Origin of the sequence: Kocuria rosea, assembly GCF_006094695.1 — a bacterium.
GTDB lineage: Bacteria > Actinomycetota > Actinomycetes > Actinomycetales > Micrococcaceae > Kocuria > Kocuria rosea.
The window spans coordinates 156484-178933 of record NZ_CP035103.1; the positions used below are offsets into that span (position 1 = coordinate 156484).

Annotated in this window: 21 protein-coding genes; 12 read left to right on the forward strand and 9 right to left on the reverse strand. The window is 73.1% G+C overall.

Going from position 1 to position 22450, the window contains the following annotated elements; genetic code table 11:
• Nucleotides 1-185: 185 nt before the first annotated feature.
• From EQG70_RS00705 to EQG70_RS00715, 3 genes are all read left to right on the forward strand, one after another.
• Nucleotides 186-1034, forward strand: coding sequence for a hypothetical protein (locus EQG70_RS00705; RefSeq protein ID WP_095650658.1), 849 nt, complete (start codon nt 186-188; stop codon nt 1032-1034).
• 331 nt (nt 1035-1365) lie between these two features.
• Nucleotides 1366-2736, forward strand: a complete 1371-nt coding sequence (locus EQG70_RS00710) for an acetamidase/formamidase family protein (protein WP_109269028.1) — start codon at nt 1366-1368, stop codon at nt 2734-2736.
• 43 nt (nt 2737-2779) lie between these two features.
• Nucleotides 2780-3238 (forward strand): DoxX family protein, encoded by a 459-nt coding sequence (locus tag EQG70_RS00715; protein ID WP_109269027.1) that lies wholly within the window; start codon nt 2780-2782, stop codon nt 3236-3238.
• Here the strand turns inward: EQG70_RS00715 and EQG70_RS00720 are convergent.
• Together EQG70_RS00720 and EQG70_RS00725 are read right to left on the reverse strand one after the other, a co-directional pair.
• On the reverse strand, nt 3217-3411 hold the full coding sequence (locus tag EQG70_RS00720) for a hypothetical protein (RefSeq protein ID WP_017831825.1): 195 nt from the start codon (nt 3409-3411) through the stop codon (nt 3217-3219). The two genes, EQG70_RS00715 and EQG70_RS00720, sit on opposite strands and share 22 nt — an antisense overlap.
• Before the next feature lie 75 nt (nt 3412-3486).
• Entirely contained in the window at nt 3487-4176 is a 690-nt protein-coding gene (locus EQG70_RS00725) for a hypothetical protein (protein WP_035924186.1), read from the reverse strand.
• 148 nt (nt 4177-4324) lie between these two features.
• Here EQG70_RS00725 and EQG70_RS00730 point away from each other — a divergent pair, with 148 nt between their 5' ends.
• Entirely contained in the window at nt 4325-4876 is a 552-nt protein-coding gene (locus EQG70_RS00730; protein ID WP_109269026.1) for a MarR family winged helix-turn-helix transcriptional regulator, read from the forward strand.
• Nucleotides 4877-4996: 120 nt separating this feature from the next.
• Here the strand turns inward: EQG70_RS00730 and EQG70_RS00735 are convergent, their stop codons facing one another.
• The 3 genes from EQG70_RS00735 to EQG70_RS00745 all read right to left on the reverse strand — a co-directional run bounded on the left by EQG70_RS00735 (nt 4997) and on the right by EQG70_RS00745 (nt 9031).
• Nucleotides 4997-6556, reverse strand: coding sequence for a CoA-acylating methylmalonate-semialdehyde dehydrogenase (locus tag EQG70_RS00735; protein ID WP_241975644.1), 1560 nt, complete (start codon nt 6554-6556; stop codon nt 4997-4999).
• Nucleotides 6557-6591: 35 nt separating this feature from the next.
• Nucleotides 6592-7512: a 3-hydroxyisobutyrate dehydrogenase gene (gene mmsB, locus EQG70_RS00740; RefSeq protein WP_017831830.1), complete on the reverse strand. Its 921-nt coding sequence runs from the start codon at nt 7510-7512 to the stop codon at nt 6592-6594.
• Between the two features lie 121 nt (nt 7513-7633).
• Entirely contained in the window at nt 7634-9031 is a 1398-nt protein-coding gene (locus tag EQG70_RS00745) for an MFS transporter (protein WP_109269025.1), read from the reverse strand.
• A 177-nt stretch (nt 9032-9208) separates the two neighbouring features.
• On the opposite strand from EQG70_RS00745, the gene EQG70_RS00750 reads away from it, so the two are divergent.
• Nucleotides 9209-10123: a LysR family transcriptional regulator gene (locus EQG70_RS00750; protein ID WP_109222151.1), complete on the forward strand. Its 915-nt coding sequence runs from the start codon at nt 9209-9211 to the stop codon at nt 10121-10123.
• A gap of 33 nt (nt 10124-10156) precedes the next feature.
• Here the strand turns inward: EQG70_RS00750 and EQG70_RS00755 are convergent, their stop codons facing one another.
• On the reverse strand, nt 10157-11038 hold the full coding sequence (locus tag EQG70_RS00755) for an NAD(P)-dependent oxidoreductase (RefSeq protein ID WP_109269024.1): 882 nt from the start codon (nt 11036-11038) through the stop codon (nt 10157-10159).
• Complete coding sequence (locus EQG70_RS00760; RefSeq protein WP_109269023.1) at nt 11035-12423, reverse strand: four-carbon acid sugar kinase family protein; 1389 nt, start codon at nt 12421-12423, stop codon at nt 11035-11037. The genes EQG70_RS00755 and EQG70_RS00760 overlap by 4 nt, the downstream gene beginning before the upstream one ends.
• 258 nt (nt 12424-12681) lie before the next feature.
• Here EQG70_RS00760 and EQG70_RS00765 point away from each other — a divergent pair, with 258 nt between their 5' ends.
• The 7 genes from EQG70_RS00765 to EQG70_RS00795 all read left to right on the forward strand — a co-directional run bounded on the left by EQG70_RS00765 (nt 12682) and on the right by EQG70_RS00795 (nt 20173).
• Nucleotides 12682-13401 (forward strand): FadR/GntR family transcriptional regulator, encoded by a 720-nt coding sequence (locus EQG70_RS00765; protein WP_109269022.1) that lies wholly within the window; start codon nt 12682-12684, stop codon nt 13399-13401.
• Nucleotides 13402-13427: 26 nt separating this feature from the next.
• Entirely contained in the window at nt 13428-14288 is an 861-nt protein-coding gene (locus EQG70_RS00770; RefSeq protein WP_109269021.1) for a class II fructose-bisphosphate aldolase, read from the forward strand.
• 108 nt (nt 14289-14396) lie between these two features.
• A complete protein-coding gene (locus EQG70_RS00775) occupies nt 14397-15473 on the forward strand; it encodes an aldo/keto reductase (protein WP_109269020.1) in 1077 nt (358 codons plus the stop codon).
• 273 nt (nt 15474-15746) lie between these two features.
• On the forward strand, nt 15747-16568 hold the full coding sequence (locus EQG70_RS00780; RefSeq protein WP_244296619.1) for a CPBP family intramembrane glutamic endopeptidase: 822 nt from the start codon (nt 15747-15749) through the stop codon (nt 16566-16568).
• A gap of 106 nt (nt 16569-16674) precedes the next feature.
• Complete coding sequence (locus tag EQG70_RS00785) at nt 16675-17202, forward strand: PadR family transcriptional regulator (RefSeq protein ID WP_017831839.1); 528 nt, start codon at nt 16675-16677, stop codon at nt 17200-17202.
• A complete protein-coding gene (locus tag EQG70_RS00790; RefSeq protein ID WP_109269019.1) occupies nt 17199-17951 on the forward strand; it encodes an ABC transporter ATP-binding protein in 753 nt (250 codons plus the stop codon). Before EQG70_RS00785 ends, EQG70_RS00790 begins: the two co-directional genes overlap by 4 nt.
• Nucleotides 17948-20173, forward strand: coding sequence for an ABC transporter permease (locus tag EQG70_RS00795; RefSeq protein WP_244296621.1), 2226 nt, complete (start codon nt 17948-17950; stop codon nt 20171-20173). Before EQG70_RS00790 ends, EQG70_RS00795 begins: the two co-directional genes overlap by 4 nt.
• Before the next feature lie 109 nt (nt 20174-20282).
• Here the strand turns inward: EQG70_RS00795 and EQG70_RS00800 are convergent, their stop codons facing one another.
• Together EQG70_RS00800 and EQG70_RS00805 are read right to left on the reverse strand one after the other, a co-directional pair.
• On the reverse strand, nt 20283-20582 hold the full coding sequence (locus EQG70_RS00800; protein ID WP_109244500.1) for a hypothetical protein: 300 nt from the start codon (nt 20580-20582) through the stop codon (nt 20283-20285).
• A gap of 122 nt (nt 20583-20704) precedes the next feature.
• Nucleotides 20705-22261 carry an LTA synthase family protein gene (locus EQG70_RS00805; RefSeq protein WP_167508843.1) on the reverse strand — a complete coding sequence of 519 codons (1557 nt, stop codon included), beginning with the start codon at nt 22259-22261 and terminating at the stop codon, nt 20705-20707.
• Between the last annotated feature and the right edge of the window lie 189 nt (nt 22262-22450).

A 22450-nucleotide genomic window follows, 5' to 3' on the forward strand; every position in this document is an offset into this window, starting at 1 on the left:
CCGAGGGGCAGCACGGGAGTGCCGGCGTCGCAATTGTCATTTGTGGGGCTTGCCCGCCCGTCCGTGGCATGCTTCGTCTCGTTATGAGGATCGTCATGCTCCGGAAACACGACGTGCCCGATGCAGTAACACGCACTTCCTACCGTCGGAGCTGAACCGCTCGCCCCGCCCCCAAGGAGCAGCCCATGACCGAGCACGCCGGACCAGGACCCGCGCCCGTGGTGCCGCACGCCCGGCGGCCGGTCCTCCGGGTGGTCGGCGGCACCGCTGCCGCCCCCGCCCGCCCCGAGCCCCTCCGCGCCGAGCCGGACCCCGAGGACGCCGCCCGGGCCCGCGCCGCGGCCGCGCGGGCCGCCCACCCCTCGTCCGGCCTGGGCGTCCCGGGCTTCCAGCGCCCGCAGCCGGGGGGTCCCGCGCAGGACGGACGCCCGGCGGCCGGGACCCCCGCGGCACCCCGGGCGGAGGAGGGGCACGACGTCCCCGCCCTCGACGGGCTCGGCCCGCACGTGGTCACCGGCGCGGTGCTCCTGCCGGCGGCCCGCTCCGGCGACGCGCTCAAGGTCGAGGTGCTCCGGGTCGCGGACCCCGGCGCGTCCGGCGGTCCGCTCGGGACCGGGTGCACCGCCTACCTGCCGGTCCGTGCGGACGGGACCGCCTTCTGCCCCCGGGAGCTCCACCGGGCCCTCGGCGCGGCCGGGCAGCCCCTGCGCGGCACCTTCCGGGTGACCGTGTGCCGGACCGGCGCCCAGGACGTGCCCGCCGTGGCGCACCGGCAGCCGTTCGCCGAGACCGACGAGCACTGGATCGTCGTCGGGCGCTCCGGGACGGAGGACGCCGACGAGCAGACGTTCTGCCTGACCGCGGCCATGCAGCAGGCCGTGCGGGCCGGGGTGGACTTCCTGGCCCGGGACCGCGGCATGGACCGGCCCATCGCCCACGCCTATCTCTCCAGCGCCGCGGAGTTCGCCGTCACCCGGCTGGAGGACAGCTCCGCGGGCGCCCACGGCCGGATCCGCAAGGCCGACTTCCGCTGAATCAGCACCTCGCCACGGGTTCCGCCGACCCGCCCCGATCGATGTGCATTCGTAACCGTCATATTTCGCATGGGACATGCCGGACCCCCCGGTGACCCCTACTGTGGGTGACGCAGGTCACGCGGGCGTCCGTGCGCGGTCCCGACAACGAGGTCGGGCTGTCGCCGCCGGTAGCACCACGGCCGGGGCGCCCGGTGACCTGTCCAACCCCCGCTCCCGCCCTCGGCGCTCGCCGTCACGGCCCGGAAACACGGGGACCCCGAACCGGAAACACGCTCTCCCTATGGTCGTAGGCGTTCGAGAAAGCCGCCCCTGACCGCAGGAGACACCCATGAGTGAGCACTTCGCCCGCCGCGCCGCCGACGAACTCCAGCGGGGTCTGGGGCGGCGCACCTTCTTCCGGGCGGCCACCGCCGTGGCCGCCGCCGGCGCGGTCACCGGCACCGGGGCCGGCGCGGCCTCCGCGGCCGTCCCGATGGGCGCCCAGCACCCGAAGGGCGGCCGCCCCGGCTTCCGGGGCTCCGTCCTGCAGCCCGGGAAGGGCAGGATCCCCGGGGACCACTACCTGCCCTCGGACGTGGACAGTGTGCTGTGGGGCTACGTCCCGTCCGTGGACGCCGAGCCCTCGCTGCGCATGCGCTCGGGGCGCACGGTCACCATCGACGCCGTCTCCCACGAGGGGATCCTCGAGGACCAGGGCCGGGACCCGGTGGAGTTCTTCGGCGCGCAGGGGGTCTCCCGCGCCCGGGTCCTGGACGACGCGGTGGAGATCGCCCGCGACTACGACCGCACCGAGCGGGACTTCGACCGGGACGGCCCGCACGTGGTGACCGGCCCGGTGTTCGTCGAGGAGGCGCGGCCCGGGGACGTCCTGAAGATCGAGACCCTGCACGCCGACCTGCGCGTGCCGTACGGGGTGGTCTCGAGCCGCCACGGCAAGGGCGCGCTGCCGGGCCCCGCCCGCGGCGGGCCGGTGGCCGACATCCTCGTCGAGGACGTGCTGCCGACGGTGGGCACGGACGGCCGGTCCACGGGCAACCCGCAGGAGTACGGCAACGTCTCCACGTTCACCCCGGTGGAGCACGGTCAGGGCGTCATGGCCGGCGGGGCCGTGCGGTTCCCGCTGCGCCCGTTCATGGGCATGATGGGCGTCGCATACCAGCAGGGCTCCGGGCCCACCGACGACCTGCTCAACTCGATCCCGCCGACGCTGGGCGGCGGCAACATCGACATCCGCCACCTCGGCGTGGGCTCCACCTTCTACCTGCCCGTGCAGACGGACGGCGCCCTGTTCTACGTGGGGGACCCGCACATGGCCATGGGCGACGGCGAGGTGGCGCTCACCGCGATGGAGGGCTCGCTGCGCGGCACGTTCCGGCTCACGGTCTGCAAGGCCGGGGAGGGGGACGCGCCCTCCGTGGCCCACTCCTACCCGTTCGCGGAGACGGACGAGCACTGGATCCCGATCGGGCTCTCCGACCCGGACGGCGCGGCCGGCGGGGGGCAGAACTCCGATCTCGACGTGGCGATGCGCCGGGCCGTGCTCAACGCCCTCGACTTCCTCGAGCAGGACAAGGGCATGGAGCGCGCCGTGGCCTACGCCTACCTCTCGGCCGCCGCGGACTTCGCCATCTCCCAGGTGGTGGACCGCACCGTGGGGGTGCACGGGCTGATCCGCAAGGCGGACTTCGACCGATCCTGAGCCCGCGCTGTCGATTCGCGGGCATGACCTCTAGTCTGCGGGCATGACCTCGTCCGCCCGGCCGGCAGCACCGGCCGCCTCCCTGCCGCGCACGATCGCCCGGGTGCTCCTCGGGCTCGCCCTGCTCGGCGCCGGGATCAGCCACCTCACGGTGGCCCGCCAGGAGTTCACGGCCCAGGTTCCCGAGTGGCTGCCCGTCCCCGACGACGCCGTGGTGCTGGGCTCCGGGGTGGTGGAGATCGTCCTCGGCGCCGCGCTGGTGGTCCTGCCCCGGCGGCGGGTGCTGCTCGGGTGGCTCGCCGCGGCGTTCTTCGTGGCCGTGTTCCCGGGCAACGTCTCGCAGTACCTCACGCGCACGGACGCCTTCGGTCTGGACACCGACCGCGCCCGGGCCGTGCGGCTGCTGTTCCAGCCGCTGCTCGTGCTGTGGGCTCTGTGGTCCACCGGGGCGTGGCGGTCGTGGCGCCGCTCCAGCCGGGATCAGTCCCGGCGGTCGGCGTAGCGCTCGGCCCAGCGGTCCCGCACGCGCCGGTACAGGGTGAAGGTCCCGAGGTAGGCGAGGGCCGCGAGCACCACGACGGGCAGCCACTCCTGGGCGTCCACGGTGGTCAGCAGCGCCCCGGCCGAGGTCAGCACCAGGGCCAGGACGAGCAGGGTCGCGACGATCGACTTCACGGGCGTCCTTCCGGGGCGCGGCGGCGTTGCGGGGCCCTTCCAGGGTAGCGGCCCGGCACGCGCGGCCCGGGGGGCTCAGCAGGCCTCGGCGAGCGCGCGGCCGGTCCCGTCCGCGGGAGAGGTCGCCGGAGAGTGCGCGGAGGAGTGCGCGGGGAACGTCGCGGGGATGTCGCCCAGGTGCAGCAGGTCCACCACGTCCGCCTCGTCGAGGGCCGCCTCGCGGGCCAGGAGGGTGATCGGCACGCCGTGGCGCACGGCCAGGCGGAGCTCGTCGCGCAGGGACTCGAGGGCCTGGTCCAGCCGCCAGCGCTCGGCCTCGAGCCCGGCCTCGTAGGCGCACAGGCGCCGGGCCTGCTCCTGGGTGTCCTGGGCGGCAAGAGGCCCGGCGTCCGCCAGGGCCTGGTCGAAGGACCACTCGGCGTTCTCGACCCGTCCGGCCGCGGCGAGGACGCGCCGGGTGAAGAACGGGCGGAAAAGCATCGCCTCGCCGTCGGGGACGATCGAGGGCACCGTGCCTCCGGGGACCGGCGTCTCCTGCAGGAAGCCGCAGGCGCAGGCGTGCACCCGCCGGCCGTCGATCGCCGCCTGGGCCACGGCGTGGTTGACGTGGTCCTGCACCTCGGCGAAGTCGAGGGTGCGCACCGGCATGGGCTCGCCGCAGTGCACGGGGGCGGCGGGAACCGCCCCGGGGTCGTTCCGGACCGCCCGGAGGGGGGAGTGCTCTGTCGTCTCTACGGTGGATCCGGGGTGCAGCTGCTGGCTCATCTTCCGACCTCTTCCTCACGTACCCTGCGGTGTTCCTCTGCGACGGCGTGCGCTCCCTCACAGGACCACACGATCCCATCGAACAGCAGTATTACTAGATTGTCTAGTTATCAGTTCATTTGATTTGTAGATCACCTACACTGGACGCATGACCGCACATCCCCGCACCTCGTCCGGCTACTGGTACGCCGCCGAGGGCGACCGTCCTCCGGCCGTGCAGGTGCTCGAGGCCCTGCGGGCCTACCGGGCGGCCGAGTCCGCCATGCGGCTGCGCACCCGCGACTCCATGGGCATGGGGGAGAAGGACGTGCTGGCCCTGCGCTACCTGCTGGAGGCCGACCGCGCCGGGACCCCCATGAGCCCCCGGGACCTGGCGAGCAAGCTGGGCATCTCCTCGGCCTCCACCACCACGCTGCTGGACCGGCTCTCCCGCAGCGGCCACGTGGCCCGCCGCCCCCACCCCACGGACCGGCGGGCGCTGGTGATCGTGGCCACCCAGGAGGCCGACTGCGAGGTCCGCTCCACCCTCGGCGCCATGCACGAGCGGATGCTCCGTGCCGCCCGGGATCTGTCCGCCGAGGAGGCCGCCACCGTGACCGCCTTCCTGCACGCGATGGCCGAGGCGGTCGAGGCCGTCGACGAGCGGCAGCTCCACGAGCACGTCGAGGACTGCCGGCACCCCGGACCCGGGGGCGCCTGAGCCGGCGCCCGCAACATCGGCGACGGCCTCAAGAACTGACCGGGGCGCGCACGCCGGTCCCCGCCCTCCGAACCGAGGGCGGGGACCGGCGTCGTCATGGCCGGGACCCCGGCGGACCCGTCAGTGGGTCGGGAAGCCCAGGTTGATCTGGGACTCCGAGGGCTCGGGCCAGCGCGTGGTCACGAGCTTGCGGCGGGTGTAGAAGTTGAACGCCTCCGGCCCGTACATGTGGGTGTCGCCGAAGAGGGAGTTCTTCCAGCCGCCGAACGAGAACGCGCCGATCGGCACCGGGATGGGGACGTTGACCCCGACCATGCCGACCTCGATCTCGAACTCGAACTGCCGGGCCGTCTTGCCGTCGCGGGTGAACACCGCCACCCCGTTGGCGAACTGGTTGGTGTTGATCAGCCGCACGGCCTCCTCGTAGGTGTCCACCCGCACCACGGACAGGACCGGGCCGAAGATCTCCTCGTCGTAGGCCTTCATGCCGGGCCTCACGTGGTCCAGCAGCGAGACGCCGGTGAAGAACCCCTCGCCGTCGAACTCCTGCTGCGTGCCGTCGACCACGACGGTCGCACCCTCGGCCTCCGCCCCGGTCACGTAGCCGTTGACCCGGTCCAGGGCCGCCCTCGTGATGAGCGGGCCCATCTCGGAGGCCGGGTCGGTGCCGTCCCCGATGGTCAGCTTCGCGATCCGCTCCTTCAGCCGCTCGATGAGCGGGTCGGCCACGTCCCCCACGGTGACGAGCACCGAGACCGCCATGCAGCGCTCCCCGGCGGAGCCGTAGGCGGCCGAGATAGCGGCGTCGGCGGCCCCGTCCAGGTCCGCGTCCGGCATGACCACCATGTGGTTCTTCGCCCCGCCCAGGGCCTGGACGCGCTTGCCGTGCTGCGCCGAGGTCTCGTAGATGTACCGGGCGATGGGGGTGGAGCCCACGAAGGACACGGCCTTGACCAGCGGGTTGGTCAGCAGCTCGTCCACGGCCTCCTTGTCCCCGTGCACCACGTTGAGCACCCCCGGGGGCAGCCCGGCCTCGGCGAAGGCCTCGGCGATCCACACCGCCGCCGAGGGGTCCCGCTCGGAGGGCTTGAGGATCACGGTGTTCCCGGCGGCGATCGCGGTGGTGATCATCCACAGCGGGACCATGGCGGGGAAGTTGAACGGGGTGATGCAGGCGACCACGCCCACCGGCTGGCGGGTCTGGTGCACGTCCACCCCGGTGGCGGCCTGCTCGAGGAACTCCCCCTTCATGTGGTGCATGAGTCCCGCGCAGAACTGCACGTTCTCCAGCCCGCGGGCGACCTCGCCGGCCGCGTCCGAGAGGACCTTGCCGTGCTCGGCGGTGATGATGGCGGCCAGCTCCGGGGTGCGCTCCCGGATGATGTTCTCGACCTTGAACATGATCGCCGAGCGCTTCGACAGTCCGGTGGCCCGCCATCCGGGCAGGGCGAGCTCGGCGGCCTCCACCGCGGTGGCGACGTCCTCGGCGGAGGCCAGCAGCACCTGCTTGGCCACCTGCCCGGTCGCGGGGTTGTAGACGTCCGCGGTGCGCCCGGGCCCGCCGTGGCGCTTCCCGTCGATGAAGTGCTCGATGACCGCGCCGGTGGTCCGGGGGTCCTGGGCGCCCCGCTCGGCGTCCTGCTGCGCGCGGGCCTCGGCGTCCTGCTTGGTGTTCTGCATGGTGTCCTCCTCGGTCGTGGTGGTCTTGGCGCCGTTCAGGCCTTGTCCGGGTCCCAGCCCGGGATCTTCCCGTCCGGCGCGGCGTACTTGGTGATGAGGGAGCAGTCCTTGTCCCCGAGCCCCTCGTCGATGAGCTGCTGCAGCCTCTCGGCCACGAGCTTGGCGGCGGGCAGCTCCACGCCGGTCTGCTCGCCCGCCATGAGTGCCAGACCGGCGTCCTTGGCGGCGAGGGCGGCGCTGAAGGTGGCCTCGAAGTTCTTGTTCGCCGCGGCGGAGTCCACGATGCCGGGCACGGGGTACCAGGTCTGCAGCGCCCAGGAGTTGCCCGAGGACACCGAGGCGATGTCCCAGAACACCTGCGGGTCCAGGCCCAGCCGGTCGGCGAGCACGGAGCCCTCGGCGCAGGCCTCGAGGCAGATGAACAGCATCATGTTGTTGACGATCTTGGCGGCCTGGCCCGTGCCGGCGTGGCCCGTGGCCACGATCTTGCGGGCCATGGGCTCGATGAACGTCCGGGCCTGCTCCACGACGTCGGGCTTCCCGCCGACCATGAAGGTCAGGGTGGCCGCGGCCGCGCCGCTGATCCCGCCGGAGACCGGCGCGTCCACGAAGCGGAAGCCGGCGTCCTCGGCGGCCCGGTGGAGCTCCTCCGCGGTCTCCACGTCGATGGTGGAGCTGTCGATGAGCAGCGCGTCCTTCGGGGCGAGCGCGATGACGCCGCTGTCGCCGAGGTAGACGGCGCGGGCGTGCTCGCCCTTGGGCAGCATCGTGAACACGACGTCGGCGCCCTGGAGGGCCTCCTCCAGCGTGTCGAAGGTCTGCACGCCGCGGTCGCGGGCGGCCGCCATGGCGTCGGCGCTGACGTCGTGGCCGCGGACGTCGTAGCCCGCCCCGGCGAGGTTGGCGGACATCGGGTTGCCCATGTGGCCGAGGCCGATCCAGGTGATGGTGGTCATCGGGGAGTCCCTTCTGCAAGGTGTCGAGGGTGTCGGGAGCTGGGGGTCGTGCACAGCGCGCCCAGCGGCGGACCGGGGAGCCGGTCCGCCGCTGGGCGCGGGTGGGTGCGGAGGTCGGGGATCAGGAGGTCCGGTCCTCGGCGGACTTCTCCTCGGAGAGCCGGCGCCGGTCCTCGGCGTCGATATCCTGCAGGGAGATGCCCTTGGTCTCGCGCAGCGTCCACACCGCGAAGAGGGTGATGAGGCAGGCGATGGCGATGTAGATCGCGATCGGCACCCAGGAGTTGAACTCGCGCAGCAGGGCGGTGGCGATGATCGGGGCCAGCGAGCCGGCCACGATCGAGGTCACCTGGTAGCCCAGGGAGACGCCCGAGTAGCGCATCCGGGTGGGGAACATCTCGGCCATGATGGCCGGCTGCCCGGCGTACATGAGCGCGTGGATCATCAGGCCGATGGTGATGGACGCCAGGATGATGAAGCTGTTGTCCGTGTTGAACATCGGGAAGGCGATGAACGCCCAGAAGATGCCGAGGAAGGCGCCCGCGGCGTACATCGGGCGGCGGCCCACCCTGTCGGTGGCCCGGCCGACGAGCGGCACGCAGATCGCGTGGATCACGTGGGCGATCAGCAGCAGGAGCAGGATCCGGCTGGTGTCCACGTCACGCTGGGTGGACAGGTAGGTGATCGAGAAGGTGACCACCACGTAGTAGAGGATGTTCTCGGCGAAGCGCAGGCCCATGGCGCCGAAGACGCCGCGGGGGTAGCGGCGGAAGACCTCGCCCACGCCGTAGGCGGCGGACTTCTCCTCGCGGACCTCCTGCTGGGCCTCCTTGAAGATCGCGGCGTCCGTCACGTGGGTGCGGATGTAGTAGCCGATGGCCACGATGACGATCGAGAGCCAGAAGCCCACGCGCCAGCCCCAGGAGAGGAAGGCCTCCTCGGAGAGGGTGAAGGACAGGGTGAGCAGCACGACGGTGGCCAGCAGGTTGCCCAGCGGCACGGCGGCCTGCGGCCAGCTGGACCAGAAGCCGCGCTCCTTGTTGGGGGAGTGCTCGGCCACGAGCAGGACCGCGCCGCCCCACTCGCCGCCCACCGCGAAGCCCTGCACGAAGCGCAGCACCACCAGCATGGCGGGGGCCCAGTAGCCGACCTGCTCGAAGCCGGGCAGGCAGCCCATGAGGAAGGTGGCGGCGCCGACCATGACGATCGAGATCTGCAGCAGGTGCTTGCGCCCGTACTTGTCGCCGAAGTGGCCGAAGACGATGCCGCCAAGCGGGCGGGCGATGAAGCCGACCGCGTAGATCAGGAACGCCTTGAGGATGCCGTCCAGCGGGTTGCCGGTGTCCACGAAGAAGAGCTGGCCGAAGACCAGGGTGGACGCGGTGGCGAAGAGGAAGAACTCGTACCACTCCACGACCGTGCCGGCCATCGAGGCCGCCACGACCTTCTTCAGCCCGCCCCGGTTCTCGGGGGAGTCGTTCGGGTCCGCCGACGCGGCGACCCTGTCCTCGGTGCTCATGTGGTTCTCCTCCTGCTGGGGAAACGGTGACGGTGGTCACAATGTTTGCCTACAGTGTGCGGATATGTGGTGCGCTTCACAATGACCATGCGCTCGCGGCACCTGTGCAAAAATGCACATGCCGCCCGGACGTGTGCGTTCCCCCGGGCCGGTCCAGCCCCCGGGAGGAGAAGCCCCTTGTCGCACGGTGCCGACGACCTCCTGCTGCTGCTCGCGGTGGTCCGCCACGGCTCCTACGCCGGCGCCGCCGCGGACCTCGGGCTCAGTCACACGACCGTGTCGCGGCGGATGGCGGCGCTCGAGAAGACCGTGGGCGCCCGGCTGCTCGTGCGCACCGGGGAGATGTGGGAGCCCAGCGAGCTGGGCCGGAAGTTCGTGGCCGCCGGCGAGGAGATCGAGGCGGCGCTGGGCTCCCTCCCGCTCGGCGCGGGCGGGCGCGGCAGCACCGTCAACGGCGTGGTGCGGGCGCTGGCTCCGGACGGCTTCGGCGGCGTGGTGATGGGCGCGGCCATGCGGCGGCTCATCGAGGAGCACCCCGGGGTGCGGCTGGAGATGATCAACGCGGCACGGCGGGCGCAGACCAACCCGGTGGGCATCGACCTGGAGGTGGTCGTCGGGCGCCCGGAGGTCTCCCGCAAGGAGGCCTTCCACCTGGCCGACTACTCCCTGGGCGTCTATGCCTCCCGGGACTACCTGGCCGCCCACCCGGCCATCCGCACGCCCGACCAGGTGCAGGAGCACCCGCTCATCTACTTCGTGGACTCCATGCAGGACGTCGCGGAGCTGGACATCCCGCGCCGGCGGTTCCCGCGGATGCGCCAGGGCGTGGGGGCGACGTCCTCGGTGGTGCACGTGGAGCTCACCCGGGCGGGCGCCGGGGTCGGGCTGCTGCCCTGCTATCTCGCCGAGCGGGCCGGGGACCTGGTCCGGCTCTTCCCCCAGGAGCTGTGGTTCCCCGTGGAGTACTGGGTGGTCTCCCGCGCCGACCTGCTGCGCCGGCCCGCCGTGCGGGCGGTCATGACCGCGATCCGCGCGGCCGTGGCCGACATGAAGGACGAGCTCATCGCCGCCCCGGCGGCGGACACGGACTGAACCGCGCCGTCCGCCGTCCCCGCGGAGCGCGCCCTACCGGGAGCGGAGGATGTCGAAGACCGAGGAGTCGTCGTGCCGGCCGTGGCCCTCGCGGCGGCCGCGCACGTAGAGCTGCTCGGCCGCCGAGGCCAGCGGCACCGGCTGGGCGACCGCCCGGGCGGCGTCGGTGACCAGACCCATGTCCTTGACGAAGATGTCCAGGGCGGAGCGGACCTCGGCCTGCTCGCCCTGCAGCATCCGCGGCCCGCGGTCCTCGAACATGAAGGACGTGGCGGCCCCGGTCGAGAGGACCTCCAGGCACTGCGCCGGGTCCAGGCCCATGGAGTCCGCCAGGGCCAGCGCCTCGCCCGCCACGGCGATGTGCACCCCGCACAGCAGCTGGTTGACCACCTTGAACCGCTGCCCGTCGCCGACCCGGGGGCCGACGAGCGGGGCGTTGGCGGCCATCGCGTCCAGCAGCGGCCGGACAGCGGCGACGTCCTGGTCCGCGCCGCCGACCATCACGAGCAGGTCCCCGGTGGCGGCGCGCGCCGTGCCGCCGGACACCGGGGCGTCGACGACCCGCCGGACGCCGCGGCTCTCGAGGCCCTGCGCGGCGGACTCCACGGCCTGGGGGCCGACGGTCGCCATCACGAGCAGGACCGTGTCCGGGTCCAGGGCGTCGGCGATGCCGCGCTCGCCGAACAGGACGTCGTGCAGCTGCGCCCCGGTCGCGACCATGACGACGACGACGTCCGCGCCGGCCGCGGCCTCCCGGGGATCGGCCAGCAGCTCCAGGGCGTCGCCCACGACCTCCCCGGCGCGGGGGGAGACGTCGAAGCCGCGGACGGGGAAGCCGGCGCGGGCCAGGGCGAGGGCCATGGGGGCGCCCATGGCGCCCAGCCCGAGGAAGCCGACGGACAGGGGTGTGCTCATGACGGGTTCTCCTGGGGATCAGAGGTGCGGGTGTGTGCGGCGGCCCGGTCGAGGACCTCCACGACGTCGGCGAGGGCGCTCTCGGTGCCCACGTTGCCGGGGAAGACCACATAGGGCCCGCCCCGGGTGGTGTCCGGGGCGTCGGTGGGCTGGAACATGGAGATCTGGCCGGGGAAGAACTGGCCGGCCACGGTGGCCCGGCGGATGCCGAGACCGCGGTGGGCCACCTCGTGGGAGGTGATCCCGCCCTTGGCCACGACCCACGCCGGGCGGGCCTGCGCCACCCCGTGCACAACCTCCACGAGCGCGTCGGAGACCGACCGGGCGATGGCCAGCGACTCGTCGGGGTCGTCCGTGCGCACGAGCTCGCGGCTCGTCCACACGACCGCGTCGCGGCTCCCCAGCGCCTCGGTGATCCGCGCGACGGCGTCGGCCACGTAGCCGGGGCGGGCGTTGTCGTCGAGCAGGGTGGGCACGTGGAGCTCGACCTCGAAGAGGTCGCGGCGGGTCCGCAGCTCGGCGAGCTGGCGGTTGGTGAGCCCCACGTGGGAGCCGACGGCCACGATTCCGTGCGGGAGGCGCCCGGGGCCCACCACGATGTCCTCGGGGCCGAGCTCGCGCGAGTCGGTCAGCCCGGCCAGGGGCCGCACGAAGGACGGGCCGCACCGGGTGACGAACGTGCGGCCCTCGGCCTCGAGGACGGCGAGGGCCTGCGCCACGGTGTCGAGGTCCGCGTACTCCGTGGCGTTGACGACCACCCAGGCCCGGTCCCGGGCCCGGCGCAGGATGCCGGCGACCGCGTCCACGCCCCCGGAGCGGATGTCCGTCAGGCCGATGGAGAGGATCGCGTCCCGGCCCAGCGTCCCGCCGGAGCGCTCCACGAGGAAGTCCTTGAGGTCGGAGGAGGAGTAGCCGAAGGTGGCGTCCGCGGCGAAGTCGGTCTCCCCCACGGGCATCGGGCGGCCCTGCAGGACCGCGTAGTGGACGTCGTCCTCGGTGTAGCGGCCGGCCTCGAGCATGGCCGGGGCGAGGAGGAACCCGTCGACCGCCACCCCGTGCCGCGCGAGGACGTCGGCGAGGGCCGTGGGTTCGGCGATGACGTGCCCGCGCAGCGTGGAGTCGCTGCGGGAGACGAGGTGGGGCAGGGGCAGGTGCTCGGCGGTGAGGGCCTCCAGCACCGCGGAGACGAGCTCGGTGTTGATCGCCACGGCCTCGGCCTCGGGCCGGGCCCGGCTGTTGGTGAGCACGAAGCAGGTGCGCCCGGGGTGCCGGACGACGTCCAGCACGGGGGCGGGGTCGAGCTCGAGGACGACGTCGACGTCGTGGACGCACTGGGAGCCGGTGGGGTCGTCGTCGAGCACGAGCAGGGTCCGGGGAGCGGTCATGCGGGGACTTCCTCTCGGGGAGCGGTCAGGACGGTCCTCAGGTCCTGGTCGGTTCCGCACCGACACTCCACCTGTAAGATGTCTGACATGCTATGTGTCGTGGGACACGTGGTCAACGGCAGGAATGCCGCGCGCGGCCGGGGGAGTCGTCCCTTGACAGCTCGGACATCTGACATTCCCTGGTTGATAGGATCCCCTGTCACGGGCGGAGCACGCAGGAGCTGCCCTCCGCCGTCCACCTCACCGCAGAGGAGCACCATGGCCCGCCCGTCCCTGGTCGACCAGGTCGCCGACGCCCTCCTCGACCGGATCGTCGCCGGGGACCTCCCCCCGGGCTCGGTGGTGCCCGGCGAGATCGACCTCAGCGCGGAGCACCAGGTCAGCCGCATGACGGTGCGGGAGGCGGTCAGGACCCTGGGCGCCCAGCGCATCCTCCGCGTGGAGCGCGGACGCGGGACCTTCGTGAACCCCGTGTCCCAGTGGGCGTCCCTGGACGCGGTCATCCGGGCGGTCTCCGAGGGGCAGGACGACGCGGCGGCCGCCGTGCAGCTGATCGAGCTGCGCCGGTTCCTGGAGACCGGCGCCTGCGAGCTGGCGGCCGGACGGCTGTCCGCCGCGGAGCTGGTCGGGCTGGCCCGGGACGCCGACGCCATGGAGGACGCCCACCGCGCCCAGGACGTGGCGGCCTTCGTGACCGCCGACCTGCGCTTCCACGAGCGGATCCTGCAGGCCTCCGGCAACGTGTTCATCGCCGTCCTGTTCGCACCGCTGCACCGGGTGCTGGAGGAGCGGCGGGCCCAGACCTCCCGGGTGCCCGAGATCCAGGCCCACGCCATCGCCGAGCACCGCAGGATCGTCGCCGCCCTGGGCTCCGCCGACCCGGTGCGGGCCCGCCAGGCCATGGACGAGCACATGCAGCAGACGCTCGCCGACCTGAAGACCTACGTGCTCGGGGACCTCTCCCCGGCCGACCGCTGAACGACACCTGACGAAGGACTGTGCCCGTGCGCGCCAACCTGCTCGACGTCGTCACCTCCGCCCTCGACGCCCGCACCGCCGTGCCGGCGCTGAGCACCTACGACTTCACCACGGCCCAGGCCGTGGTGGCCGCCAGCGAGCGCGCGGACCGCCCCGTGATCCTCCTGGTCCCGCCCAAGGCGGCCGCCGGGACCGGCGGCCGGCGCCTCGTCACCGCCCTGCGCCACCTGGCCGACGACGCCGCCACCCCCGTGTGCGTGCAGCTGGACCACGCCGTCGACCTGGGGCTCGTCGAGCAGGCCGTGGCGGCCGGCGCCGACGCCGTCCTGGCCGACGGCTCCGCCCTGCCCCACGCCGAGAACGCCGCGTTCGTCGCCCGCGCCCGCGAGCTGGCGGGCCCCGGCGTGGTGGTCGAGGCGGAGCTCGGCGGCCTCCCCGGCGACGAGGACACGGCCCGGACCTCCGCGGCCGGCGGCATGACCGATCCCGATGCGGTCCCCGCCTTCCTGGCCGCGTCCGGGGCGGACCTGCTGGCCGTGAACGTGGGCAACGTGCACGGGCACTACCAGGGCACCCCGCGCCTGCACTGGAGCCGCCTCGAGCAGATCTGCGAGGCCGCCGACCGCACCCCCCTCGTGCTGCACGGCGCCTCCGGGATCCCCGAGACCATGCTGGTCCGCGCGCCCCTGGCGGGCATCGGCAAGATCAACATCAACACCGAGCTGCGCTCGGCGGTCCTCGCCGCCCTGGCGGACCGGCTCGAGGAGCGCCGGCACGAGGGCCTGGACCTCTGGGCGCTGCTGGGCGACTGGACCGGGGCGGTGCGCGAGTTCACCGCGCTGGCCCACGCGCTCACCACCGCCGAGGCCCGCTCCAGGAATTCCTGAGCACCGGTCCGGCGTTGTGCCACACCGTGCCCCGGGGCCCGGTCCGCCGGCCGCCTCCGGAGCACCGGCAGGCACCACCAGCACCGATCACGACCAGAGGAGTTCCCCATGGAGTACACCCGACTCGGCAGTTCCGGCCTCTACGTCTCCCGGCTGGCCCTGGGCACCATCCCCTTCGGCTCCGGCGGAGGGTTCGAGAAGATCGCGGGCCTCGGCCCGGACGAGGCCCGCCGCCAGGTCGACGAGGCCCTGGACCGCGGCGTGAACTTCATCGACACCGCCAACCTGTACTCCGCCGGGGACTCGGAGCGCGTCCTGGGCGAGATCCTGGGGAGCCGGCGGGACGACGTCGTCCTCACCTCCAAGGCGCGGACCCCCACCGGGGACGGCCCGAACGACGGCGGCGCCAGCCGCCTCCACCTCACCCGCGCGGTCGAGGACAGCCTCGAGCGGCTGCGGACCGACCACCTCGACCTGCTCTACATCCACCAGTGGGACGGCCAGACCCCGATCACCGAGACCATCGCCACCGCCGACGAGCTGATCCGGGCCGGGAAGATCCGGTACTGGGGCGTGTCCAACTACAACGGGTGGCAGCTGGCCAAGACGGTCTACGAGGCCCGGGCGGCGGGGCTGCAGGGCCCGATCGCGCACCAGGCGTACTACACGCCCGAGGCCCGGGAGATCGAGTACGAGATCGTCCCGGCCGCCCGGGACCTCGGGATCGCGACCTTCGGCTGGAGCCCGCTGGGCGAGGGGCTGCTCAACGGCAGGGTCCGCCGCGGCGCCGAGACCCCGGCCGACACCCGTCAGGGCACCGGCTGGCCGGAGCCCCACGTGGTGGACCGGGACCGCGCCTACGACCTGATCGAGCTCTTCGCCGAGATCGCCGGGGAGCTCGGCTGGACGATCCCCCAGGTGGTGATCTCCTGGATCCTGGGCCGCCCGGGCATCGACGGCACCGTGATCGCCGCGCGCAGGTTCGAGCACCTCACGGAGGACCTCGACGCCGCCGAGCTGACGCTGCCGCAGGAGGCCCGGGACCGCATCACCACGGCGTCTCAGCTGCCCGCCTACTACCCGCTCTGGCACCGGCTGCTCAACGGCCAGGACCGGCCCGAGCCCGCGGAGGCGGAGTTCTACGCCGAGCAGCGGGGCCACGTCCTCGGGGAGGAGCAGGCCTGAGCCCGGGGCGGTCCCCAGGTCCACGGTGATGGGCCCCCCGGCGTCCACCTCCGGGTGGATTCCCCGGGACGACCCGAGAACTACCCTGTGGACATGACCTCGTACCCTCCGCCCCGTCCGGCGCCTTGGCAGACCGGTGCCCCGTCCGCCCGCCCGGGCGGTGGGTCTCCGGTTCCGCGGTCCGGCGGTCCGACGACGGCGCCGCTCACCCACTCGGAGTTCTACCGCACGCCCCGCAACCGCTGGTGGAAGGGCCTGATCAGCATCCTGGCCGTGAGCGCGGCGATCCTGCTGATCTCGGTCGTGGTGTCCTTCGGCGCCGTGGCGATCGAGCTCCTGCGGGGCACCATGAGCACGGAGGAGATCGCGAGCGGACAGATCGGGATGACCCCGGTCCTGCTGCTGGCCACCAACCTGGCGCTGATCGCCTCGGCCGCCGTCGCGGTGGTCCTGCACCGGTACCTGCACCGGCAGCCGGTCGGCACGCTGCACGCGGTGGAGGGTCGCTTCCGGTGGGGCTGGCTGGGACGGGCGGCCGTCGTCGTCGTCCCCCTGTTCGTGGGCTACGCGGCGGTGGTGGCGCTCCTCGAGGCCCCGGGGCCGCTGGCCCTGGACGCGACCGCGTGGGCCTTCCTCGCGATCGTCCTGCTGACCACGCCCCTCCAGGCGGCGGCCGAGGAGTACATGTTCCGCGGGGTGATCCAGCGCGCGGCGGGCTCGTGGGTCTCCGGGGCGGTCCCGTCCCTCGTGCTCGGCACTCTCGTGAGCGCGGCGGCCTTCTCGATCGCGCACTTCGCCTCGGACGGGTGGCTCATCGCGTACTACTTCGTCTTCGGGGTCGCGATGTCGCTGCTGACCCACTTCACGGGCGGGCTCGAGGCGGCCTCGCTCGTGCACGCGGCGAACAACGTGGTGCTGTTCCTCGTGTCCACGCTCACGGGGCAGATGGGCGAGGCGGTCGACCGCTCCGCCGGTGTGGGCGGCCCGTTCATGCTGGCGCCGATGCTCGTCATCGCCGCCGTCGCGGCCGTGCTGATCCTGCTCGGCCGGAGGCGGGGGCTGCAGCGCCGGGCCGTGCCGCCGGCGACCGCCTGAGGCCGCGCCGCGGCCGCACCTTGATGGGACCCCGCGGCCGACACGACGTGCACCGGCCACAGGACCCTGTCGCGTTCCACTATGCACTGGGTGTATAGATGGGGACATGAACAATGCGCTGACCCTCCTGGGGCTGCTGCGGCGGGAGCCCAGCTACGGGTACGACCTCAAGCACGCCTACGACCGCTACTTCGGCTCGCAGAAGCCGCTGGCCTTCGGGCAGGTGTACTCGACCCTGGCCCGGATGATCCGGGACGAGCTGATCCGGGCCCTGGGCGAGGAGCCCGGGGCGGGCCCGGACCGGAAGAAGTACGAGATCACCCCGGCCGGGCAGCAGCGCGTGGAGCAGTGGCTGCACACCCCTGATGTGCCGTCCCCGACCCTGCAGAGCGAGCTGTTCGCCAAGACCGTGATCGCCCTGCTGATCGAGGACGACGCCCAGCGGCTGCTGGACGTCCAGCGCGCCGAGCACATGGCCCGGATGCGGGAGCTGACCCGGCTCAAGCGCGAGGGCGACCTCCTGCAGGTCCTGATGTGCGACCACGGGCTCTTCCACATCGAGGCCGACCTGCGCTGGATCGAGCTGACCGGCGCCCGCCTCACCCACCTCAAGAAGGAGCTGACGAACGCATGACCCCCACCCCTGTTCCCCTGCTGTCGGTGCGCGGAGTGCACAAGGACTTCGGCGCCACCCCCGCGCTGCGCGGCGTCGACCTCGAGGTGCTCCCCGGCGAGGTGCTGGCCGTGATGGGCCCCTCCGGCTCCGGCAAGTCCACCCTGCTGCACTGCATGGCCGGGGTCATGACCCCTGACCGCGGCACCGTCAGCTACACCCGGCCCCTCGACCGATCCGCCGACCGATCCGCCGACCGGCCCGCCGCCCGGCACGAGCCGGCGGTGGTGCTCAGCGAGCTGGGCGAGGCGGCGCGCTCGGCCCTGCGGCTGCGCGAGTTCGGCTTCGTCTTCCAGTACGGGCAGCTGCTGCCCGAGCTGAGCGCGGTGGACAACGTCACCGTCCCGCTGCTGCTGGCCGGCACCGGGCGCCGGGCGGCGCTGCGCTCGGCCGCCGAGCTGCTGGGACGGCTGGGACTGTCCGGGCAGGAGGACAGGCTGCCCGGGGAGCTCTCCGGCGGCCAGGCCCAGCGGGTGGCCATCGCCCGGGCGATGGTCGGCGAACCGGCGCTGCTGTTCGCCGACGAGCCGACCGGGTCCCTGGACTCCCTGGCCTCAGAGACCGTCCTGGAGCTGATGCTCGAGCTGGTCCGGGAGGCCGGCACCACCGTGGTGATGATCACCCACGACCCCCGCACGGCGGCCTACGCCGACCGGGAGGTCATCGTGCGCGACGGCATGATCGGCGCCGACCAGTGGGTCGCGGCGTGAACCCGGCGGTGCTGCGGCTCGCGCTGGTGGGCAGCCGGTCCTCGCTGGGCCGGCTGGCCGGGATCGTGGGCGGGGTGGCGGTGGGGGTGTGCCTGCTGCTGCTGGTGTGGGGAGCGGGCCAGGGCATGATCCAGCGCGATGCGCGCGCCCTGTGGCTGGACGCGGACCGCGTGCCCGCGGTGGTCGCCGCCGCCGGTGCCGAGGGCTCCGCCGCGACCGAGGAGGCCCGGCCGGTGCCGCTCACCGCGGACACGGCCCTGGTGGACCGCGCCGACGAGGTGTTCCGGGACCAGCTCGTCCAGCGCCGCGAGGTCGCCGTCACCGAGGACTCCGCCGTGCGGATCCCCGGGATCGGCGCGCCCCCGGAGCCGGGGACGTACTACGCCTCCCCGGCCCTGCAGGACCTGATCGAGTCCGTCCCGGCCGATCAGCTCGGGGACCGCTTCGGGACCCTCGCCGGCGCGATCGAGGACACGGCCCTGGCCGGACCGGACTCCCTGGTGGCGGTCACGGGAGCCGAGGAGGCCGAGCTGCGGCAGCGGCCGGCCGCCGCGATCGTCCCCGACTTCTCGGTCAACTCCTTCGCCAACAACACCGGCAACTACCGCACCCTGATGGTGGTGGGCGGCATCGCCGTGCTCTTCCCCGTGCTGCTGCTGATCAGCATCAGCACGCGCCTGGGCGCGGCCCAGCGCGCGGAGCGCTTCGCGACCCTGCGCCTCATCGGGGCGAGCCCGCGCACGGTGGCCGGCATCGCGGCGGTCGAGATCGCCGCCACCAGTCTCCTCGGGTCCGTGCTGGGGGTCGTGGCCGCCGCCGCAGCACGCCCCCTGGCCGCCCAGCTGCCCGTCAACGGCACGAGACTTCACCCGGCCGACCTGGCCGTCGGGCCGGTCACGACCGCGGCGGTGGTCGCCGTGGTCGTCCTCGCCTCCGCCGCCGTGGCGGGCCTGCGCACCCTCCGCGCCGGGATCGGCCCCCTGGGTGCCACTCGAGCCCAGGCCGAACCGGCGCCCACCGCACGGCGGACGGTGCCCCTGGCGGCCGGGCTCGCGGCGATGGGCACCGGCGTCCTGCTCGCGGACACCGGGCGCCTCGACCCCGGCGCGCTCGAGGTGCTGCTGATCGGAGGGTTCGGTCTCACCGCGGTGGGCATCGTCGTCGTCGGACCCTGGCTGACGCTGCTGGCCGCCCGGATCGGGCTGGCCCGCGCCTCCGGCGCGGCCGCCGTGATCGCCGCCGGGCGCATCCGGCTCACGCCCCGGGCCACCTTCCGCTCCGTCTCGGGACTGGTGATCGGGGTGTTCATGGTCTCCGTCTTCGCCGGCGCCTCCAGCAGCGTGGGCCCGGACGAGACGCCCTCGGCCGGCCCCGGGATGCTCCCGCCCGCGAGCGTGCACACCTGGCTGGAGCCGGACCGGGCGCTCGCGGACGTGACCGGGCTCGCCGGGAGGGCCGAAGGCCTCGACGGGGTCCGGGACACCGTGGTGGGCTGGACTCCTCCCGCGGCGGACCCCGGCGGCAGCGCCCAAATCCTGCTCACAGACGCCGATGCCACCGTCCTCGGGTTCGAGGACGTCCCGGCCGCCCCGGTGGTCGCCGTGGACGCCGCCTTCTTCGAGGCCCACACCGAGGAGCCCCGTTCGCTGACCGCCGCCCCCGTGACGGACCTGCAGGGGCTGGTGCCGGCACTGCTGGTGGTGGACACCGACGGGAGCCCCGGGGCCCTCGACCGTGCCCGCACTGTGCTCACCGCGTCGGGGCTCAGCACCACCGCGGCGGTCTCCCGGGCCGACGCCGCCGCCACCGGCGGCGCGGAGCTGGTCCGGAGTCTGTCCGTGCTGGCCTACGCCGCGGCGTTCGTGGTGGTGGTCATCGCCGGGATCTCCCTGGCCGTGGCCACCGCCGCGGCCGTCATCGACCGCCGGCGGGTGCTGGGGCTGATGCGCCTCATCGGCATGCCGCTGTCCGCCCTGCGCGGTGTGGTGGTGCGCGAGGCCGCCGTGCCCCTGGCCGCGGTGCTGCTGCTCTCGGCCGGGCTGGGGTTCTGCGTGGCGTGGCTGCTCGTCACCGGTCTCGACGACAGCCGCACCGTCAGCTGGCCCGGTCCGGCCTATCTCGCCGCCCTCGGCGCGAGCCTCCTGCTCGCGCTGGTGGCGATCGCCGCCGCCTGCGGGATGCTCCGCACGAACACCGCCATCACCACCACCCGCTTCGAGTAGGGGCCGCGGGGCCCTGCAATCGCATGGGCGGGGCAAGGGGACGGGCCGCTCCGCCGGCGAGGGGCGGGTGCGACCGGTGGGCGGTGCCCACGGGTCGCGGTCCGGGGCACTAGAGTTCGCGGTCCTCCACGACGTCGAGGTCGCGGAACGTCGGCTCCCCGTCCATGAGCTCGCGCATCTTCCCTGCGTACTCCTGGGTCTGCGGGAGCTCGGAGTTCTCCATGGCGGACTCGTAGGAGTCGAAGGAGACGATCTCGTAGTAGCGGCTCGGGTCCTTGCGGTCCTGCGTCAGCAGGACGCGGCGGGCCGTGCGGTTGCCCTGCGAGGCCCGCTCCCACTCCGCGACGACCTCGGCCACCTCCTCCGGCTTCGAGGTGGTGTATTCGATCAGCTGGATGAAGGCCATCATGCACGCTCCTTGGAATGCGACCCCTCCCGGGCCACCAGTCTAGGCCGGGGCGGGCGGGCCACCCAGGGCCGCGGACAGATGACGGAACGGATCTCCGCCGCCGGGCAGGGGGCCGGGCAGCGCTACTCGGCGCCGGTCTCGCCTGCCCAGGCCTCCGCGTAGAACGGCGCGGAGCGGGAGTCCAGCAGCTCGGCGTAGAGCTCCGGCTGCATGGCCTGCGCCGAGTCCTCCGGGACCGTCGGGGCGAACGCGGACACGCCCAGCCCGGCCGCGCGGTCCTGCAGGGTCAGGCCGGCGGCCTCCAGGAGCGTGGGGTACATGCTCAGCTGGTCCACGCCGGGGCGCGGCGTGCTGTTCCCGTCCGCGCCCGGGACCCAGATCCGGTTGAAGATGGTGCGGTTGTCGTGGTGGTCCAGCTGCTCGTGGAAGGCGTCGCCGGCGCTCATGTGCTTGAGGTGGTCGCCCATGATCACCACGGCGGTGTCCTCGAGGTAGCCCTGCTCCTCCATGTGCTGGACGAAGCCGGCCACCTGGGTCATGGAGCAGAAGAACGCGGAGGTGACCTCGTTCTGCGTGTCCACGGTGCAGTAGTCGTAGATGTGCACCGGCTCGTGGGTGTCCAGCGTCAGCACGGAGAGGTTGAACGGCCGGCCGGTCTCCTCCGCCTCGGCGTGCAGCTCGTCGATCTTGTCCGCGGCGTGGGCCATGAGGCGTCCGTCGCTCAGGCCCCAGTCGCCGCGGAAGCTCTCCTCCGGGTCACCGGCGGCGCGCCAGTCGGAGAGGTCCTTGACCTCGTCGTAGCCGTGGCTGCTCAGGAAGGTGTCCTTCGCGGCGAAGGAGGCGTTGGCGCCGCCCAGGAAGACGCTGCGGTATCCGTGCTCGTCCAGGACGTCGCCCAGGCAGGTTGTGCCGCCCAGGTAGGTCTCCACGTCCCCGCCGAGCTCGTTGAGGGCGCCGCTGTCCGCGGCGGAGCCCATGCCCTTCAGCGGGATGCCGCACTGCGTGGCGGTGAGACCGGCCATGGTCCAGCCCCCGCCCCGGTACTGCTGGAGGTCCGCCACGCTCTGCCAGCCGTCCGAGGCCTCGGTGACCTCCTTGAGCGGGGCGAAGGCGTCCTTCTCGAAGTGCTCGTCGTTGGCGAGGGTCTGCTCGCCGGACTCGAGGTAGATTAGCACCAGGTTGCGCCGGTCCTGATCCCCGGTGACGACCGGCGCCGTGTAGTAGTCGCCGAGGTCGTACTCGGAGTTCCCCGCCCTGATGTAGTCCCGCACGCCCACCGTGGTGGCGAAGGCCGTGGTGCCGCCGACCACCAGCGTGCCCACCAGGGCGGTGGTGAGGGTGCGCATGATCCACCGTGTGCGACGAGGACGAGGGTCCTGGTCGTGCTGGCGGCGCCTGCGGCGCCGGACGTGCTGCCACAGGGCGATCCCGGCGGTGAGGAGCAGGGGCACCACGCCGATCCCCAGGATGCCCATCCAGACGATGGCGCCGCCCCCGCCGTCCATCTCCACGGAGACGAGGTTCAGGAGCATCTGGCCCACGGAGATCTCGCCCCAGTAGTACCGGATGCCGGCGGCGGCGATGAGCAGCGCGAGCCCCGCCCAGATGAGGACGTAGACCAGGACGTGCACCAGAACAGCGCCGACCCGGCGGATCACGTGAAGATTTCGATCGGACATGGCACCACCTCGCGTTCCAGGTGCGCGCGTGGTCGCCGAACGCCCTTGACATCAAACCGTTCTCGGGTGCATAGAACCCTAGTACCGATTCGTAACCTGTTCAACAGTGATTCACCTGGGAATGCGGAACAGTTCACCTCCGCATGCACCGCACGGCCCTCGACACGGGGCCGAGCACCTGGTGAATTC

What these genes read in the sequence shown, in the direction of transcription:
- EQG70_RS00705 (WP_095650658.1), top strand. Translation starts at nt 186, where the DNA reads ATGACCGAGCACGCCGGACCAGGACCCGCGCCCGTGGTGCCGCACGCC.
- EQG70_RS00710 (WP_109269028.1), top strand. Translation starts at nt 1,366, where the DNA reads ATGAGTGAGCACTTCGCCCGCCGCGCCGCCGACGAACTCCAGCGGGGT.
- EQG70_RS00715 (WP_109269027.1), top strand. Translation starts at nt 2,780, where the DNA reads ATGACCTCGTCCGCCCGGCCGGCAGCACCGGCCGCCTCCCTGCCGCGC.
- EQG70_RS00725 (WP_035924186.1), bottom strand. Translation starts at nt 4,176, where the DNA reads ATGAGCCAGCAGCTGCACCCCGGATCCACCGTAGAGACGACAGAGCAC.
- EQG70_RS00730 (WP_109269026.1), top strand. Translation starts at nt 4,325, where the DNA reads ATGACCGCACATCCCCGCACCTCGTCCGGCTACTGGTACGCCGCCGAG.
- EQG70_RS00735 (WP_241975644.1), bottom strand. Translation starts at nt 6,556, where the DNA reads ATGCAGAACACCAAGCAGGACGCCGAGGCCCGCGCGCAGCAGGACGCC.
- mmsB (WP_017831830.1), bottom strand. Translation starts at nt 7,512, where the DNA reads ATGACCACCATCACCTGGATCGGCCTCGGCCACATGGGCAACCCGATG.
- EQG70_RS00745 (WP_109269025.1), bottom strand. Translation starts at nt 9,031, where the DNA reads ATGAGCACCGAGGACAGGGTCGCCGCGTCGGCGGACCCGAACGACTCC.
- EQG70_RS00755 (WP_109269024.1), bottom strand. Translation starts at nt 11,038, where the DNA reads ATGAGCACACCCCTGTCCGTCGGCTTCCTCGGGCTGGGCGCCATGGGC.
- EQG70_RS00760 (WP_109269023.1), bottom strand. Translation starts at nt 12,423, where the DNA reads ATGACCGCTCCCCGGACCCTGCTCGTGCTCGACGACGACCCCACCGGC.
- EQG70_RS00765 (WP_109269022.1), top strand. Translation starts at nt 12,682, where the DNA reads ATGGCCCGCCCGTCCCTGGTCGACCAGGTCGCCGACGCCCTCCTCGAC.
- EQG70_RS00775 (WP_109269020.1), top strand. Translation starts at nt 14,397, where the DNA reads ATGGAGTACACCCGACTCGGCAGTTCCGGCCTCTACGTCTCCCGGCTG.
- EQG70_RS00785 (WP_017831839.1), top strand. Translation starts at nt 16,675, where the DNA reads ATGAACAATGCGCTGACCCTCCTGGGGCTGCTGCGGCGGGAGCCCAGC.
- EQG70_RS00790 (WP_109269019.1), top strand. Translation starts at nt 17,199, where the DNA reads ATGACCCCCACCCCTGTTCCCCTGCTGTCGGTGCGCGGAGTGCACAAG.
- EQG70_RS00800 (WP_109244500.1), bottom strand. Translation starts at nt 20,582, where the DNA reads ATGATGGCCTTCATCCAGCTGATCGAATACACCACCTCGAAGCCGGAG.
- EQG70_RS00805 (WP_167508843.1), bottom strand. Translation starts at nt 22,261, where the DNA reads ATGTCCGATCGAAATCTTCACGTGATCCGCCGGGTCGGCGCTGTTCTG.